The organism is Proteus mirabilis HI4320, assembly GCF_000069965.1.
Classification (GTDB): domain Bacteria; phylum Pseudomonadota; class Gammaproteobacteria; order Enterobacterales; family Enterobacteriaceae; genus Proteus; species Proteus mirabilis.
Genome location: NC_010554.1, coordinates 2,878,655 through 2,897,097, shown reverse-complemented (window position 1 = coordinate 2,897,097; position 18,443 = coordinate 2,878,655). Strand labels below are relative to the sequence as shown.

Annotated in this window: 13 protein-coding genes; 9 read left to right on the top strand and 4 right to left on the bottom strand. The window is 42.7% G+C overall.

Going from position 1 to position 18,443, the window contains the following annotated elements:
* Positions 1-198 precede the first annotated feature (198 nt).
* From PMI_RS13045 to PMI_RS13035, 3 genes are all read right to left on the bottom strand, one after another.
* Positions 199-5,133, bottom strand: coding sequence for a DNA repair ATPase (locus PMI_RS13045; RefSeq protein ID WP_012368449.1), 4,935 nt, complete (start codon positions 5,131-5,133; stop codon positions 199-201).
* Positions 5,134-5,225: 92 nt separating this feature from the next.
* Entirely contained in the window at positions 5,226-7,421 is a 2,196-nt protein-coding gene (locus PMI_RS13040; protein ID WP_004245785.1) for a hypothetical protein, read from the bottom strand.
* Positions 7,422-7,507: 86 nt separating this feature from the next.
* A complete protein-coding gene (locus PMI_RS13035) occupies positions 7,508-8,137 on the bottom strand; it encodes an OB-fold-containig protein (protein ID WP_012368448.1) in 630 nt (209 codons plus the stop codon).
* Positions 8,138-8,615: 478 nt separating this feature from the next.
* Between PMI_RS13035 and PMI_RS13030 the strand changes: the two genes are divergently transcribed.
* The 4 genes from PMI_RS13030 to PMI_RS13015 all read left to right on the top strand — a co-directional run bounded on the left by PMI_RS13030 (position 8,616) and on the right by PMI_RS13015 (position 11,746).
* Positions 8,616-9,212: a LemA family protein gene (locus tag PMI_RS13030; RefSeq protein WP_004245783.1), complete on the top strand. Its 597-nt coding sequence runs from the start codon at positions 8,616-8,618 to the stop codon at positions 9,210-9,212.
* Positions 9,209-10,387, top strand: coding sequence for a TPM domain-containing protein (locus tag PMI_RS13025; protein ID WP_004250160.1), 1,179 nt, complete (start codon positions 9,209-9,211; stop codon positions 10,385-10,387). The genes PMI_RS13030 and PMI_RS13025 overlap by 4 nt, the downstream gene beginning before the upstream one ends.
* Positions 10,368-10,547 (top strand): integrase, encoded by a 180-nt coding sequence (locus PMI_RS13020; protein ID WP_223293375.1) that lies wholly within the window; start codon positions 10,368-10,370, stop codon positions 10,545-10,547. Before PMI_RS13025 ends, PMI_RS13020 begins: the two co-directional genes overlap by 20 nt.
* 326 nt (positions 10,548-10,873) lie before the next feature.
* Positions 10,874-11,746, top strand: coding sequence for a ParA family protein (locus PMI_RS13015; RefSeq protein ID WP_000196965.1), 873 nt, complete (start codon positions 10,874-10,876; stop codon positions 11,744-11,746).
* Between the two features lie 77 nt (positions 11,747-11,823).
* On the opposite strand, the gene PMI_RS13010 is transcribed toward PMI_RS13015, so the two are convergent.
* Positions 11,824-12,255, bottom strand: coding sequence for a hypothetical protein (locus PMI_RS13010; RefSeq protein ID WP_001095747.1), 432 nt, complete (start codon positions 12,253-12,255; stop codon positions 11,824-11,826).
* A gap of 211 nt (positions 12,256-12,466) precedes the next feature.
* Between PMI_RS13010 and dnaB-PI the strand changes: the two genes are divergently transcribed.
* The 5 genes from dnaB-PI (at position 12,467) to PMI_RS12980 (ending at position 18,294) form a co-directional block, all read left to right on the top strand.
* Positions 12,467-13,819: an SPI-7-type island replicative DNA helicase gene (gene dnaB-PI / locus PMI_RS13005; RefSeq protein WP_000549132.1), complete on the top strand. Its 1,353-nt coding sequence runs from the start codon at positions 12,467-12,469 to the stop codon at positions 13,817-13,819.
* Between the two features lie 14 nt (positions 13,820-13,833).
* The gene (locus PMI_RS13000) at positions 13,834-15,483 is read left to right on the top strand and encodes a ParB family protein (RefSeq protein ID WP_000845359.1); all 1,650 of its coding nucleotides are present in this window, start codon (positions 13,834-13,836) and stop codon (positions 15,481-15,483) included.
* Positions 15,484-16,007: 524 nt separating this feature from the next.
* Entirely contained in the window at positions 16,008-16,598 is a 591-nt protein-coding gene (locus tag PMI_RS12990; protein ID WP_000235333.1) for a DUF2857 domain-containing protein, read from the top strand.
* Positions 16,588-16,872 (top strand): ParE family toxin-like protein, encoded by a 285-nt coding sequence (locus PMI_RS12985; RefSeq protein ID WP_004239737.1) that lies wholly within the window; start codon positions 16,588-16,590, stop codon positions 16,870-16,872. Before PMI_RS12990 ends, PMI_RS12985 begins: the two co-directional genes overlap by 11 nt.
* Before the next feature lie 126 nt (positions 16,873-16,998).
* The gene (locus PMI_RS12980; RefSeq protein WP_004239736.1) at positions 16,999-18,294 is read left to right on the top strand and encodes an STY4528 family pathogenicity island replication protein; all 1,296 of its coding nucleotides are present in this window, start codon (positions 16,999-17,001) and stop codon (positions 18,292-18,294) included.
* Positions 18,295-18,443: the final 149 nt, after the last annotated feature.

Sequence of the window (18,443 nt, the reverse complement as noted above, 5' to 3'; positions counted from 1 at the left end):
CCTTGTTCACTAATCTTGAACAGATGCATATCGTGAACATGGAAACATGAGAAAGATTGTTAGTAAGGATTGTACATGGGTTGTAGTATTTCAATTAATCAATGATTTTTGGAGTGGGTTGCTCAATTTATAAACCATTATCTATACCCTATTTAGCCCACTAAAATAAGTGAACTAAATAAGGTTAATTTATCTCTTTTAGCGTAAACTCTGCACACTTTCTACTAAATTCGCCAACTGTGACACTACGCGATCGCCAATATCAGCATTATCGCCACCTAATGCTTTGTTGCGCATAAAATCTTTTTTGATTTGCTGCCAACGAATAGCATCTTGTTCGGTTAATGTGCCACGTATTTCCGCCAGTTTTAATAAGTTCTCTTCAGCACCCGTTGTGAGTAATTGGGCTTCGCCAAGATAGTGATCGTCGAGTAAGCGTTCAATTTCTTTCTCATTCATAACCGCAGAGACTTTTTCGCTTAATTTGTTCATATTGCGATAACTGCCTTGTAAGCGGAATGCAGGCTCAGTACGATATTTATCGGATTGTGCCGCACTTGCTATATATTGTTGATTTACTTTTAAAATCACATCACGCAAAGTAATTAGATGTTTTAATACCATCACAATTTCATTAATTTCCGCATCCGAATAAGGATAACTGAGGGAATTGGTTGAAACTGATTTACCCATGGCTTTATCAACAAAAAGATAGAGATCGTTTAGATCACGTAAAGCAAGGGGAGCAAGAACTGAGTTAGAGGTTAAGCTATTTTCAATATAACTGAGTGCAAAGGCGTCATCCATTCCTCCTAATACCTCACCAAGATTATAGATATCAGCACGGTTAGCTAACATATCGGGGATCTTAAATAGTTCACCAGACTCGGTATAAGGGTTACCGGCCATCACCACACAGAATTTTTTACCACGCATATCATAGGTTCGGGTTTTCCCTTTCCAAACCCCTTCAATACGGCGTGTGCCATCACATAGCGAGATAAATTTTTGTAGGAATTCAGGGTGTGTATGCTGAATATCATCGACATACAACATCACATTATTGCCCATCTCAAGGGCAAGATTGAGTTTTTCTAGCTCTTGTTTTGCTGTTGCGTTTGGCGCTTGTTCGGGATCTAATGACAAAACATTATGACCTAAAGCAGGGCCATTTATTTTCATAAAGATCAGTCCCAAACGATCGGCTACATATTCCATTAAGGTCGTTTTACCGTAACCTGGTGGGGAGATCATTAATAATAATCCCATCAAGTCAGTGCGTTTCCCTTCACCTAATGCACCAATCTGTTTTGCCATATTGTCACCAATAATTGGCAAATAGACATCGTTAATTAGTTTATTACGCACAAATGAACTGAGAGGTTTTGCTTTAAACTCATCCAGTTTTAAACGCTGACGCTCTTCAAGAACAATTTTTTGTCGTAAAGTCAGATAATGATTAAAGGCGGGAATAAAGGTTTTACGCTGTCCGCGCATACGACTGAAATAATCATCTAAACTCAATGAAAGTGTTTGATTTTCAATAGTAGGATGCTCACCTAATAATCCGTTTACCTTAAAGTATAAATCAACCTCGCTATAACGTGCAGAGGCGATTTTATCTAACATAATAATGGCAATTGCCCCCGGAATATAAGGGGTTAGATGAGCATAATCGGCTTGAGAGCACAATCCTTGTAGCCAATTTTGGATCAATGCCCAACGTTGTGCATAACGTGAGGCTAAATTTTGTTGTGAACGATTAAAATCAATCCACATATGAGCGGCTTCTAATCGGTTTTGTAAGGCAACAACGAGCTCTTTGGCATATTTACTGTAAACCAATTCTATTGGTGTTCTTGCTAGTGCAAAACTTAAATATTCAGCGGCTTGGATCGGAACATAAGATCCACATTTAATCGGATTATCAGTAAGGAATAGGCGGATATCCGCTTCTATTTCTGCCTGTAAATCAATTAATGCATCATCATTATGAAACAGTTGTTGAATATTCACTGCCGTTCGTGCGCGCTCTGGCCATAATGCTGGGTATTCATTAGTTTGTACTTTTTCCCAGAAAATAGCAGCAATTGCCCGTGCTGTTGGGTTATAACGAAGCAGATCAGCACTTTCACCTACAGGTAGAAGTTTCTTTAGAATGGCGATAGCATCATGATCGTGGATCCCTTTTTCATAGCCTTCTTTATAGCGAGGTGTTGCGAAATCACGTACTAACTTTTCTAATTTTTCAGGTACACTCAGTGCTTCTTTTAAGATTTCTAGGGTTAATCCATCTTGACGTTTTGATGCAGCATAGATAATTGAATAGGCGAGATATTCCGCACGATACACCGTTTCAGATTCTGAACTTAATGTCGCATTCCAGTAAGGGCGCAGTGTTTCAAGCTCTGGATGGTCGATTGGCTCTTGGAAATCGGTACCGGTTAGATATAACCAAAGCTTATCTTCTTTCGGTAAAATAGTAAGATCTAGCTCTTGTGTATTAACACTAAAACGGTGATGAGGGCCCAATTTAATAACATTGCCACCCTCTTCAAAGATATCCGTTTTATCACGTAAGATACGGATGGCTTGATCACGAGACGATTTAAGACGGGCATCAATATCATCTGCTTTAACGTTGTCATTGATTTCTCTTAGTTTTTCAATGATTTCACGTGTTTTTAATGCTAAAGGATCAGAGGCAAAAAAAGCATTTAATTCATCTTGTGATTGCAACCGAGTTGTTCTACGTTGCAGATTTTCTAAGAGACGATTAGCAGCAGTTAATAAGCTTTGTGAACGACGTTGACGATCATCAAGTAACGATTGTTTATGCGCCTCAAAAGTCTCTAATAACTCTTCACGTTTTGACAAGATATCATCAAGAAATTCATCATGCTGACTAAATTGGCTTTCTAATTCTTCTAGCTGTACTAGCAGTCGTGAAAGCTGCTCTTCACAACGTTCCGGATCTGTTGCCAGTGATAAAGCATTGGTGATCCCCTGACTAAATAGGCGGAATTGCGCACCAAATTGAGCGACGGTTTCTACGCTACTTTGTGATTTTCTTTTTTGCTGTAAGCGAGCTCGTGATTGATTGAGTTGTGCATAAATTTGGGAGATGGCATCAATAATCTGTGTTTGTTGCGTCACATCCTCAAAGGTAAGTGATGCCATCAGATTTGACAGCATGTCTAAATCTTCTGACATCTGCGCCATCTCATTCATTGGTACATCAAGCTGAGCACTGTTTTGTGCTTTTTCTATCTGTTGTTCAAAAGTAGTAAGCTGTGTTTTAAAAGGCTGTAGCGCTTTGTCGCTGGCAAGAAATTGGGCTGTGGCTTGCGAAACACGTTGCTGTGCCTCGGTTATTTCCGTTTCCATTTTATTTAATTGCGTTAAATCCATATAACGGAATTCACGCAAAGAAATAAGGTGTCCATGGTGTGTATTGAGCGAATTTAAACTATCAACAAATTGTTGAATATCGGTCCAACTATCAGGCAGTGTCAGTGATAACAGAGATTTCTGACGGTTGATCGCTTCTTGCATTGATTTCGCTGATTGTTGACGAATACTTTCGACTTTTTCATATTCATCAAGCACTAATTCACTTGTTTGAGCGATCTCTTTTAGTAAGGGGCCAATACCTAGACAGTGTTCATCATTAAACCAGTAATAGAGATCTAATAAGCTTTTTGGTTGTTGGCTAAGTTGCTCATAACGAGCGATGGAAACTTGGCTACCTTCAATTTCTTTGGCGACATGTAAAATTTCTGAGATCCCGCGAACTAAATCGGCATTACCAATACGCCCATAAAAGCCGTTTCGTGGCGGTTGTTTATCGGCAAATTCTTCAGAATAGAAGGGCGTTTGCCAAACTTGCATCGGGTGAACACGGGTAGCTTCTTCGCCTTCCCCTTCAAATAGCACCATTTTGCCATCTTCTAGCATGGCATAGCCATGACCGACCAATGGTGTCGCCAATTTACGCTCAATCATATTGTAATTAAATAGCGCGAGACGACCTTGTGTCGGTGAATAGAAGACATACAGCACATCTTCGCCGTTAGGTGAACGACGTAAACGACGAAAATACATACCTTCCATTGGTTGATCAAAGGTTTTGTAATCGCCATTTTGTAGATAGTAGCCACCAGGGAAAATGATACCGTGATCTTCCGGAAGTTGCACACAAGCTTGCCCAATGGCATCAATACGCTGAACACTTTGTGTTAGTGTGTTATAGACTAAATAACGCCAATTCTCTTCGCGGTAAGGAAGCACTTTTAATAAAATTAAACTGCCAGTTTGTGCATATTCAATTTGTGCATCATCAAGGGACTGGTTTTTATCTAAGACCGCTTCACGATAAATTCCTAAACCATCTTCGGTATTGTTTTCACATTTGACAGTCAGATCGCCACCAGTGGTTTCTACAAAGACTGTATCTAAAATGTTGATATGAGGAAAACGCCCATTTACCGTATCTTCACGTTGTGTTTTTATCCAATCAAAATCGTAAGCAGGGGGGAGTGCTATATCGCGTTCGCCACGATTATCAATATATTCAATACGTTGTTTGTCACTGGATATCGACCAACGGAAGACGCGTACATCGGTAATACGATCGCCAATTTGAAAACTAGCGAGTAATTTACCATCACGCTCAACTAGCTGTAGTAGTTGCGTATTTTTATAGTAAGTGTATAGCTCGGTAAAATCTTGGATAAAGCGATTATCATTTAAAAAAGTGCCTTCATAAGCAACCGCTTCAACATCAAACTCGCCATCATTATCAATTAAGCGATAAAGTGAAAAAACATCTTCAAGATGCGTTTCTCGTTTTAAACCGAGGAAAACGTTATAACCAAATAGTAACCATTCACCAACGCGAACAATATCTCTTGCTTGGCAATTATTCTCTGTTCGAATACGAATACGGCCAATGATATCCATTTGGCTTTGACCAAATTCAGCTAATCGATGCTGATTGAGTTCAGTGGCTTTTACATGTAACTGCTGACCTTGCTCGGTAAGGCGTTTACGCAATATTTCATATGCGCCACCTTGTGCAACAGCGCTATCAAGTATTTCCTGTTCGCGATTCGTATCATGAATATCAGACATGGTATAACGGATTTCCTTGGCTTAAACGATAGAAACAATCGAAAAGACATAGAGAATTTATCTATGTCTTTTCCTCTCCTTTTAGAGCGATATTAATCTTCTTTTGGGGTGTCTGATTTTGCTGTGACTTCTTTGATCAGTTGACCCGCACCTTTAGTCGCCATAAATCCATTAATTAATTCTTGAACTTCTGGATTTTTTAGCAGTGAAGCAACATCTAATTTTTTATCTTGCTGAGTACGATTAATCAATTTCTCAACGTTCTCTTTGGCAAAGCTACTTTTATCCATAAAACCATCAACCGCTTTACCTAAGCTCAGTGCTTTAGAGAAGGTATTAAAGAAGTTGCCATCACCACCGACAATTTCAATATTCGTTTTGCTCAGTGCTGCTGCTAATACATCCGCTTGCTCACGAGCAATCTCTTTATTTGCTTCAATAGAAGCCATGGCTTGTTCAAATTGTTTTTCAAGGCGCATACGGAACTCTTCATGAGCACGAGCAGTATCACTGAGGTGATCCATTGACTTGAATTTATCTGTTAAACCGTCAGCTTCTGCTTTCAGACGTTGGCGGATCACTTCTGCTTGTGCTGAACCTAATTGACCCTCACCACGCGCTTGAGCGGCCAGTTTTTCTTCAAGAATTTTCGCATCAGCAAGACCCAGTTTTTCTTTAGCATTCGCTTGTTGCTCTTCACCGCGAGCTTGAGCTGCTAATTTCTCTTCAAGAATTTTCGCTTCAGCAAAACCTTGTTGTTGTTGCGCTTGTGCTTTTGCTTCCATGACTTGCGCTTCGCTTAAGCCTTTTTCTTTCAAGCCACGCGCTTGTGCCAACAGCTGTTCCGCTGTGATATTGGCTTGTACTAAACCTTCTTTTTCTTCTGCTTCGGCAGTTGCTTGACGAACACGTGCTTCGGCAAGGCCTAATGCTGCGTGTTCAGCTTCGATCCCTTCAGCTAAGCGTTTTTTCGCTTCAGCTTGTTTCACAGAGGCTTCTAATTCTGCTTTTGCCATGGTGCTGATTTCTTCAGCTTTATGTTTTGCACTTGATTCATCCGCTTCGGCTTTTTTCACTTGGCGTACTAAAGATTCTTCGGCTTCAGCTTGCGCATTAATCACCGTCACTTGGCGCATACGCTCAGCTTCTGAGACTTCACGTACTTCTTTAATTCGCTCTTCTTCTTGTGCGACCGTTTTTTCAACAGCAACACGCTCGCGGATCACATTTGAAATATTTTTGCGCTCTTCTTCTAACGCTTTTTCTTTTTCAATACGTTGTAGTTCAACTTCTCGCTCACGAGCGACAATTTCTAATTCACGGGCACGATTAACACGCTCTTGCTCGATAGCTACCGCTCTGGTGCGGTTTTGTTGCGCGACTTCGACTTCACGCATACGGTTTTCTTCTCGTATTTCAATTTCTTGCTGAGTTTGAATACGAGCTTGCTCTGCTTTTAGACGCTCTTCTTCTTGTACTCGTAAGGTTTCTGAACTTTCACGGGCACGGATATTATCAATTTCACGCTGTTGGCGAGCTTCTGCATCTGCTTGTTGGCGCTCTAAAGCCAGACTTGCTTCGCGAGTTTCAACATTTTTCTTTTGAATCGCTAACTCTTGGTCACGCTCTTTTTGATTCGTTTCGATATTATGTATTGCAGTAATTTCGGTAATTTTGCGAATACCTTCTGAATCAAAAATATTATTTGGATCAAGGGCTGATTTAGGTGTTTGCTCTAAATAGTCGATGGCCACATCTTCTAACGCATAACCATTGAGATCTTTACCAATCACATCAACAATACGATCACGGAAATTTTGTCTATCTTCAAATAATTTCGATAACTCAAATTGTTTGCCGACGGTTTTTAAGGCTTCAGAGAATTTAGCACTAAATAATGTACTCACGGCTTGATGATCTGATGCTCTATCTACACCAATCGCTTTAGCGACTTTTAATACATCTTCCGTCGTTTCATTAACACGCAGGTAGAAGGCGACAGTAATATCTGCACGTAAATTATCTTGGCAAATTAATCCATCTTTACCACGGCGATCGACTTCTAAGGTTAAAAGCGAAATACGCATAAACTCTTTTTTGTAGATAACCGGATAAACTAAAGCCCCAGTAAAATGAACTTTAGGTTGTGATGTCATGTCGTTAACAATTAATGCTGTACCTTGTGGAACCTTAATATAAAACGCTTTGAATAAACCAAAGAGTCCTAAAATAACTAAGATCACACAGCCAATAATTGTTAAGAAAGGCATAACGAAAGCCAAATCCATACATTTTTCTCCATAGGTTCAGACGATGTCGTCATTTTTAATCTTAATGTGTCTGTTAACTTATTTTCCTTTCACCGAATTTATCATTAGCGGTGAAATTCATCTTCCGTTACGACTTGATAACTATGAGTAGGCGCGTCATAACTAATAATAATTACGCTATCCCCTCGTTTAATATTTTCTGTTGCTGGCGCTCTGATCTGTAAAATTAAACCGGCACCACCATCTTCTAATAGGGCTTCACCTTTATTTTCTGTGACATATTCGGAGCGTACTACAGCAAATTTTCCTACTAGTTGGTGAACTGATTTAGGTTTGCTACGAGAAATGAGCTTATTGCGGATTGGTTTTAAGCATAGCGCTGTTAAATTAAGAGAAACAAAGCTGATGATAATAAAAGCAATAAAGCCGATAACATAACGCAATAAATCTGTTTCAATAAAACGAATAAACCAATGTACGCAAAAGTAACTAATAAACCAGCCGAACAAAGTGAAGAAGGTTAATATAATGGTTACCGGAATGCCGGCAAGCCCTAATTTAGTTAGCCAACCCGCAAGGCCCGTCGCATCGACATCTAATTCGCTATCGATATTAAATAAATCGATATCTAATAGTCCAAAAGCAGCACATAGCCAATAAAAGAGGATAATAATAAGTAAGGCACTAAAGATAATGCTAGGAAAGGCTAAGCTATTTTGGAAAAAAAGGTTCATAAAGCGTTCTCTTAAATTAACGAGATGAGCGTGTCTCTTTTAGGTTAATACTAATAATACTATGTTAAATGGTTGCAAAAACATGTGGTTGAGAACACATTTTGTCTATCTTAATTTATTTTTATGTTCATTGGTAGTTAAGATAAATGACTGAGATAGCAATGAGATAGTATTAATTCTTCTGTATTAGAAAATCAGATCATTCTTTAAAAAAGATAAAAGTGATTTTACTCTGATGGCAATACCTTATCTTAAGGTAATAATTATTTTGTTGTGCAAAAAATAAATATATTGAGTGAATATTCTATTTCATTAAGAAGATAGGAGTATTGTTGAAAAATACTGAAGAAAAGATCGACTAAAAATAGTAACCATAATAAAAAATGGGTAATAATATTAAATGATTTTTTTTAGTTGATAAAAATGATAAATTTATTGCTGTCATAGAACTAAAAGCTCACCAATAAAAGGATATTTTATGCGTAAGTTAGTCGTTGGTTTGGTTTTGCTTCTTATCATTATTTTTGTTGTATTGATTAATTCTTATAATAAAATCCAGAAGAATGACGAGTTAGTTACTGCGGCGGCATCAGAATTATTAAATCAATATCAACGTCGTTTAGATTTGATCCCTAATCTAGTCAATACAGTTAAAGGGTACTCAAATTATGAAAGCCAAGTATTACAAGATGTTGTAAAGGCAAGAGCGTCTGTTGGACAAATTAATGTCAATACGCGTTTATTTGAAAATTCTACACTTGCTACCAGTTATCAAAAAGCACAGGATGATTTGGGAAAATCTTTATCACGTCTTTTAGCTATTTCAGAAAGATATCCTGACTTGAAAGCTAACACATTATATCAAGATCTAATGGTGCAATTAGAGGGAGCCGAAAATCGTATCTCTGTTGCTAGAGGGCGATATATCGAGGCAGTTCGTCATTATAATACTCAGATTAGACAGTTTCCTTATAACTTCATAGCTATCGTTATGGGATATGATAAAAAAGTCAATTTCACTGTTGAGAGTGAACAGGAAATAAAAGTAACACCAGTGGTGGACTTTGCCTCATGATACGTAAGGTTTTATTCTTATTCTCATTGTTCTTATTTAGCTTTAGCGTGATAGTGAGTGCATCAGCGAATGATATTCCTCAACTAAAAACAGATAGAGTGATTGATAGTGCAAATTTATTGACTGCACAACAATTCAAAGCGTTAAATACTTTATTGGTTAACTTCGAAAATAGTCGTAATGATGGATCACAATTTGTTGTCTATATCGTTCCAACGACAGGGAAAGAAACCATCGAATCCTTTGCTTTTCGTGTTTTTAATCAATGGAAGATAGGCAGAAAAGGGAAAGATAATGGATTATTGCTCGTGGTGGCAATTAATGATCGTAATGTTCGTTTTGAAGTCGGGTATGGCTATGAGGGAGCATTAACTGATGTACTGGCAGGACGAATTATTCGCAATGAAATGTTGCCATTTTTTCGTTCAAATAATTATTATGCAGGCATCGAACAAGGGGTTAAAAATGCTATTCAAGCCGTTAATCATGAACCAATAAGTTTCACTAACTCACAGATAAATACTAATACACTTAAAATATTCCACACACATTTTATCCTAATTTATTTGGTAATATTAGGCGGTGTTTATTGGTTTCAGTTGATATTCTCGACGCGAAAAATAAAAACCAAAATTAATCAATTATTAGCGCCTAGAGGAAGAAAAAAGAAAAATCCAGCAGACCAAAAAGGTAAGTTAAGTATAAAGCAACGTAAACAGTTGAAAAATTATCTGCAATATTCGTACTATTTTCCTACATTTTCAACGTTATTTTTCCCCATGACACTCTGTTTTGCGGCGGCGATGTTTTATACACAAGTCTTTCTTGATGGTATTATTGATAATTTTGTTTTAGTGATAATAGTCATATTGTCATTATTATGTAATTTTATCGTATTAGTGGTTTTATTTGGTATTATCAACCTGTTATTTCCAATTTATCGGCAACAACGAAAAGAATGGAAAGCGATTTGTGTCGCTAGTCCGTTTGGTTCACCGTTTAATCAACTGCCATATTCAAAACGTATTCGTAGACGTAGTGGTTATTCAGGCTCTGGTGGTTATTCGAGTTCGTCTTATTCATCAAGTTCATCAAGTTCATCCAGCTCTTCTAGTTCTTCTAGCGGTGGCGGCGGTGGTTCGAGTGGTGGTGGGGGTGCTTCAGGGAGTTGGTAGAGGAATATGTCGCTATTTTTATCTTATGATGCAATCACCAGAGCGTAATCTGCATGTTGTGAAAAGGCTATTAGGGCATGCCAGTATTACATCGATATTAGAATACATTGATGAAAGTGTTGATAACTTGCGAGATATACTTGAAGCGGAATTGATGTGATAAGAATAACAGGAGGAGTATCTAGATTTGACAGCAATTAGGAAAGAAAGTAAAAGTGACAAATAAAAAAACAGCCTTGATATGAGCAAGACTGTTTAGTTTAAGAGTTTTAACATAAAGTGACTGTGCCAAATTATATTATTTTTCAACTCTTTTTTGCCCTCTCAGTGACTTAACTCACTGACGAACAAATAAAATATGGTGCCCGGACTCGGAATCGAACCAAGGACACGGGGATTTTCAATCCCCTAGTTAAAAAGCTTGATGTAATTCACTAATGTAATTATTTTTTTTGACTTCTCACCCAGAGTATGCTGAGTGAGAAAATGACCAGAATTGTTCCAATTATATCAACAAAAGGCGGAGCCGGAAAGTCAACCAAAGCCAGCAATATTGCGGGTTTTTGTGCTGATGCAGGGTTAAAAACCCTGTTGATCGACGGCGATCATTCCCAGCCGACAGCCAGCAGTCTGTTTAAACTTGAATATGAAGCACCAAACGGCTTGTTTGAGTTGTTAATGCAACTGACCGATCTTTCCCGGCCGGATACCATCATATCACGCTCCGTTATCCCTAATCTGGATATCATCATTTCTAACGATCCGCATGATCGTCTCCCTGCGGCTATATTGCATGCACCTGACGGCAGAATGCGTCTGCGTAATATTCTGCAACATCCGTTATTCGCTTCTTACGATGTTATTATCATTGATTCAAAAGGCGCGGCTTCGGTGATGCTGGAAACCATTTTGTTAGCTGCCACCGATTATGCTGTCGGGATAATCAAACCTATTTTGCCGGATACGCGTGAATTTTTACGGGGAACACTGGGATTAATCGGCGGGCTGGTGCCGCTGACGGCTTACGGAATTCCCCTGCCGGCAATACGTATTCTTGCTAATTGTGTTGAAGATACGGTGTTAGATCGTGCAACACTGACTGAATTAACTCAGATTATTGACCAAAAAGCGTACCCCTTTGCGGAGTCGATTTCTCTTTCGTTACTGAAAACCGCTGTTCCCAAACTGGAAATATTTAAAAATGGTCATGCACAGGGACAACCGGTGCATCGTCTGGAATACCGGACTCAGCGTAAAACACCGGCAGCCGCAGTCATTATGCATCATCTTGTTTCAGAGCTGTTTCCGGAATGGAAAACCCGTTTTGATGATGTGCTGAAACGGGAGGTGCGTCCATGAATATCAAGGTATTCTCCTGTTTTTTCCCGTTCAGTCTAACCGTGGACTGGCAGCAGATACTGCCAGCCCGATCAGAATTAATGTATTTCCCGGAAAGGATCGTCAAGAGAGTCCGGGCGTTTTTCGACTCTGCGCAAAAAGTCTTTTGCCCCTCTACGAGCTTTGAATGTGCCCCACTCTTCAGTCAGCGCCAGATGTATCTGTTCTGTTGTCATGCCTGCCACCTGAGCTGCCGGCAGGTTATCGCGAAGAATAAGATAGCTGTGAATAGCATTCAGGGGAGTGATATCGGGATTCAGCATTTTCCAGCCATACATTTCAGCCAGCCAGTCACCCAGCCATTGCAGGCGGAACAGACTCTGGCGGGAATTGCTTTCTTCAGTCATTTTCATGGTCATACTCCGGAAGGTTTTGACATACAAGTCAAAACGGGCTTCGCCCGTATCGGTGTTGTTGTCAAAAATGCCAATGTAATCAATGTCGGACGGCAGTTGATAGTTTGTATTCATAAATGTTCCTTTAGGTGTGTTATGGATAAAAATAGGCTGCCTGTACGTTCAGACCGGGGTCGCCAAACTTACCGGTCCGAAAATAGTCGGGCAGTCACAGGGAGCTTATCTCTGACGACTGTTCGTCCGACACCAACAATTCATATTCCAAAAAAAATAATTTATTTACACGGTGGGAACAGGGCATTTCGGATTAACGGAGGGCTTTTCAATGCATAAAAAGTCTTCTTCTGCTGTATTACCTGAAACTCTGTACTCACCGGAGGCGGAGCAGAGCGTGCTGGGCGGGCTGATGCTGGATAATGACCGCTGGGATGAAGTGGCGCCGTTATTACAGGCGGAGGATTTTTGTTCCAGAGCGCATCAGGAAATCTGGAAGAAAATGGCCGCCCTGTGTCAGATAAACAGCCCGATAGATTTAATCACCCTCAGTGATGTACTGGAAAAAGACGGCGTGCTTGAGCGGGTGGGGGGCTTTGCTTATCTGGCGGAATTATCCAAAAACACCCCCAGTGCGGCCAATATTGTCCGCTATGCGGAGATTGTCGTGGATCGCAGCCGTGCCCGTGGTCTGATGATGCTCGGGAATCTGCTGGCCACCCAGAGTGTGGCGGCTCAGGCAAATATACCGGCGTTATGTGAGCAGGCTGAACAGCGGCTGTTTCAGCTGTCAGAAAAAGGGCTGCCCGCTTATTCCCCGTCGTTGCTCGATATTTTAAATAATGTTGTTCAGCATCTGGAGGAGGCATTAAGTGCAAAAGGGATAACCGGTACGCCAACGGGGTTCAGTGAGCTGGATGAAAAAACCTGTGGTTTGCAGGCAGGCGATTTGGTGTTACTGGGCGCACGGCCATCGATGGGGAAAACGGCACTGGCGCTGACCGTTGCACAGAATGCCCTGCGTCTGGCAGAAAAACCGGTCTTTTTTTTCAGTCTGGAAATGCCGGCGGAACAAATCATGCAGCGCTTACTCAGTGATTTGGGCAATGTCTCACTGACGGCTATCCGCAGTGCGTCTCTGGAAGAAAATGACTGGGAGTGTCTTGGTGGTGCCATGTCACAGATTGCCGAATGGGGGGAGCGTCTGGTGATTGATGATACCAGTAATATGACACCTTCCCTGTTACGTGCCCGGGCACGGCGTTACCGCCGTAAAGTGGGTACGCCGGGACTGATTATTGTGGATTACCTTCAACTGATGCGCAGTCCTGAACAGGAAAACCGGACGCAGGAAATCAGTGAAATTTCCCGTAGTCTGAAAGCACTGGCGAAAGAACTCGGGTGTCCGGTGGTGGCCCTTTCCCAGCTAAACCGGCAACTGGAGCAACGTGCAGATAAGCGCCCGACAAACGGGGATTTACGGGATTCCGGCTCGCTGGAACAGGATGCGGATTTGATTTTATTTTTGTACCGCGATGAGGTGTATCACGAACACTCACCGGACAAAGGTGTGGCAGAAATTATCATCGGTAAGCAACGACAGGGACCGCTGGGGACGGTGAAAGTGCAGTTTAACGGGATGTATACCCGGTTCAGTGATTTTCCTCAGGGATATTATTTTTAAGGGAGAGGCGAAGAATGAAAACAGATTTACAGCATAAACTCAGTCAGGCGCTTCTCAGAGGAAATCCTGTCAGTTCCCCGTTATCCGATAATGCCCACGTCAATCCGGTGTCTGAAATGCCGATGATATTAACACTTGAGCAACTTCAGCCAAATCCGGATAACCCACGTCAGGGCAGAAACCCGCGTTATGAGGAAATCAAGAGTTCCATTCGGGCACGCGGACTGGACAGTGTCCCTAAAGTCACCAAAGCACCGGGGAGTGAGTTTTATATCTTCAGTGACGGCGGAAATACGCGCTATCAGATCCTCTCTGAGTTGTGGCAGGAGACACAGGATGAGCGTTTCTTCCGCCTTCATGTGTTATTTAAACCCTGGCCGGGGCGTTTGCAGTGTTTGATTGGCCATCTGGCGGAGAATGAAGTCAGAGGGGAGTTAACGTTTCTGGAAAAAGCACAAGGGATTTGTGTGGCGCGTTCTCTGTATGAGGAAACGCTGGGGAAAAAATTATCACTCCGGGCATTCGCTCAGCGCATGACGGCGGACGGATTACCTGTCAGCATTTCACACATCAGTAAGATGGAAGATACTGTTTCTGTTTTATTACCTTATATGCCCCGTTTACTGGAAAACGGGCTGGGAAGACCCCAAATTGAGCAATTATTGTCCGTGCGTTCGACATTAAAACGGGTAGCGGATTCGTTTCTTTTTCAGTATGACGGGCCGGATCCAGCCTGTGATTTTCTGGGATGTTTTGAAAGGACATGCACAGAAATAGATAACCATGATGTTTTTGATTATGACGTGTTTCTGGATGAACTGATTGGCCGGCTACTGAGGGAGTGTTCTGTTGCCGGTGTGGATTATGAACGTTGGGTATTTGAATTGAAGGTCAATAAAGGCAGACGCAGCACAAAGCCGGAATTGCCTGCGCCGGTGGAGAGTGAGGGTGATACAACAACCGCGCATTCAGAAACCGTACCTACCGGTATGACCTCCGGTTTTTCGGCAGAGGATTTGTTAACGGAGCCCCTATCTTCTGGTTCAGGTCAGGAGGCTTCAGTATCTCCTGTCGTTGAAAAGAAAAAATCCCGTCCGGTTGTGGAGATCCAGACGGATTTATACGGCGGGGCACCTGTGCTGAGCGGGGATACCGACGAGGCGGATATTGAGCCTGTCGATGGCGGAAGTCTGTTTGTCACGAATAACCCGGAGCATGTCACACCGGTGGAGGCGCCCGTCTCCGGTCATGCGGTGACGGCACTGACGTGTCAGGATCTCTGGCCGGTGGCATCACATCTGGATGATATTGAACATCTTCAGACGCAAATTTACCGTACTTTGTTTGAATTAGGGAATGAGCTGGATTTATCTTCCGCCTTTATGGCGGCTTCCGGGGTGCATTCTCCGGGATTTATTACGTTGTCAGCACATTCGGTGCTGGGGCGTGTGATGACGGTTTTCTCAGAACCTGATGAGTCCCATGATGATATTCCGGATGCCCTCAGAGCCCTGCTGACGGGGGGATATCAGCCCGGTATGTCGCCGGTATTGAATGATACCCAGTTTATGACATGGATGAAACTGATGTACTTGTTGCGTTGTTTGTATGCCAAACAAAGAGATGTTGATCCGGATGTGAATGATGAAGAGGAATGGGAATAAAAGCACCGCCTTATCGCCGGAGGCGCTGGCGTGTTATCTGCCCCTGAACCGGGGGCGGGCAAAGACCGGTTATGAGCAGGAAGTGATACAGCGCCTGATGGATATCTGCCGGTTATTCCGGGCCGGGAGCCGGAAATATGAGCATGATAAGGTTTTCCGGTTTTCTGTCCGTCCACCGGAAAATCAGGATGCGGACTGGTGGCGGTTGGTGTTGTTCAGTGCGGAAATTTGCCGTTGCCGTTATGCACTGCGGAAAACCGGGACCGCCGGAGAACCTTATATTGAGGTGTGTTTTACCGGTAAAGGCCGGCAGGCTGAATTGTCTGCGGAATTACTGGGATTTATATGGTCCCGGTATTATCAGAGCCGGCGCCGGGCGTGGCGAAAATATATGCGCACCATGAGACAAAAAGCAGGGGCAGAAGTATTGCTTTCAAATAAAGCCCGTGAGTTATGGCACCGGAATTACGTGTTACAGTGGATACTTACACTCTGGCAGGCTTTCAATAATACAGGAGGCTGTAATGGCGACTCAATTAGCACAGGCAGGGAATCATCTGCTGACAGAACTGGTGATGGAAATAAAAAGCGGAAATCTGCGGCGTTGTGAGGCGCTGGGACTGACGGACAATGAGATCCGGTTACTGAACAGTTTAACCATTGAAGATCTGCATTATCTTTCTCAAAGTCCGGTCTCCATTATTACCTGCCAGATCCACCGGGAGAATTTACGGTTATTACTGACCCGGGCAAAAGAAGTTCACCGTCAAAATCAGATGATTGAACGCTGTCTGAGACTGGGGGCATCCATCGATTTGCTGAATCAGTATTTTGGCATGACGTCACTGGAGGTGTCAGCCCGTCGGCGTTTGTCCGGGATCCGGGGAAATGCTGGCCGTTCACAGCGGCTGTCAGATGTGCAGCAAACGGAATTATGGTATCGCTGGAAAGAGGAGGGCATGCCGGAGCCGGATGATCCGGATTGTCTTCAGATCATGGTGTCCTGTGCCGAAAAAATGAATGTCTCTCTGACCACGGTATGGAATTCGGTTCAGGAATGGCACCGGGACGGCATACTGAATTCAGCTGACAGGGGGAAATATCATGCCGGATAACAGGAATATCAGTCATCATCAATCCGCCCGGATATTTCCGGAATGTGTCACGCCTGTTCCGGAGCATATTCAGCGGAAGGCAAACGGGTTATTGCTACGTTATTTTTCGGGAGAACGACTTTGTAAAAAAGTGAAATGCGGTGGAAAAAAGGGCGGTGTTTACCCGGTATTGAAAATTGATATTGGTGCATTCTGGCGTCTGCTCAGTATGGACCAGGGGCAAAGCTGGAAGCTGATGAGCCATGAACGTTATAACAAGATGATTAGCCGGTAAGGGCAGAATATTCAACATCATGATCCTCAGTATATTGAGACTGCCTCTTTACGGTGCGGTATTTTCACCGGAGGAGGCAGCTATAAGTGTATTCAGGCATGAAATTATTTTTGTGTGGGGCATAAGATGCAATTTCCTCCGGACAGTATTATTCAGTTTTCATTAGAAAAAATGCGGCAGCAACTGCATCACCGGCAACACAGCCAGCCCGGCACGGCACTGCGCAGTGGATTGATTTACGCCGGCAATGTTCATGATGCAATCCCCCGGCAATTATTGCTGGAATCCCGACTTTCCCCGGTTGATAAACTGACCTGGATGATGATCCGCCTTCATGCTCAGCAAAATGAGGGGGCCGTATTTCCGACCTATGATGACTTACAACTCCAGTTAGCCACACCCCACAGCGATAAAGCCTCGCGGGAAACGGTCAGCAGGGCACTGTTAATGCTGAGGCTGACGGGCTGGCTCAGTTTATGCCATCGGGTCAGGGATAAACGGGGGCGTATCAGAGGAAATATCTATATGTTACATGATGAGCCGGTGAATGCATTTGATGCAGAGACATTAGATCCACGCTGGATGGATGTACTGGAAAAAAGTTGTTATCACAAAAATAAGAGTGTGCGGTGCGTGGCCCGCGCTGCGCTGACTGCCCTGAAAACCGAGCCGTCAATGCGACATCAGCATACCAGAATGCAACTCATTGAGCAGCGGCTTGAAAGTCTTCAGACACCGGAAGCGCTGGCAGACAGGCAACGCCGGATACTCAATGGGCAGACGGCACAACTTCATCCGGGTAAACATAAAAAAAATCGAGCCCAGTGTAAAACACCGGATTTGAAAATCGAACTCAGGGAAAAAAATGATGAAAAAAAACCGGGTACGAAAATCGAACTGAGTACACAAACCCAGTCTGATTCAGGGGTACGAAAATCGAACTGTTACGTACGTAATACTTTTACACAGAGTGTAAAAAATACGTACGTAGATCAGGGAGAGCAATATTTATCGGGTACTCAGGTGCAGGGGCTGCATCAGTGGATTGATGAGAATGATCGGCAGATGCTGGAAAAACAGTTACAGGCGTTGCCGGAAGAAGCCGCAATATCGATTGTGCAGCAACTGACACAGGGGGTGAGGACAGGAAGTGTACGTAATCCGGTGGGGTATGCCTTGCAGCTATTAAAGGCAGCCCGTGAAGGGCGATATCACTCCGTTTCCCCAGCAGAAACGGGGATGAAAAGTGCGTCTTTACAGAAAATGTCAGGTACTCCGGATGTATCACAGCACACGCAAACCAAACCGGAGAGAACGGAGAGAAGTAAGGCGTCTCAGGGGGGGATGGGTGCCCCTGATATTGCACGTCAGTACCTTCAGCGTTTTCGCCGTACGCTCATAGGGATATCCAATGAGCAATGAAGGCGTATTCAATAAATCACCCGTGTTTCCACTGGAAACAGTGCTCAAAACTTAACCGGTGTTTCCACTGGAAACAGTGCTCAAAACTTAACCGGTGTTTCCACTGGAAACAGTGTTTAAAAATTGGGTTTTTCTTATCCGGGTAGGAA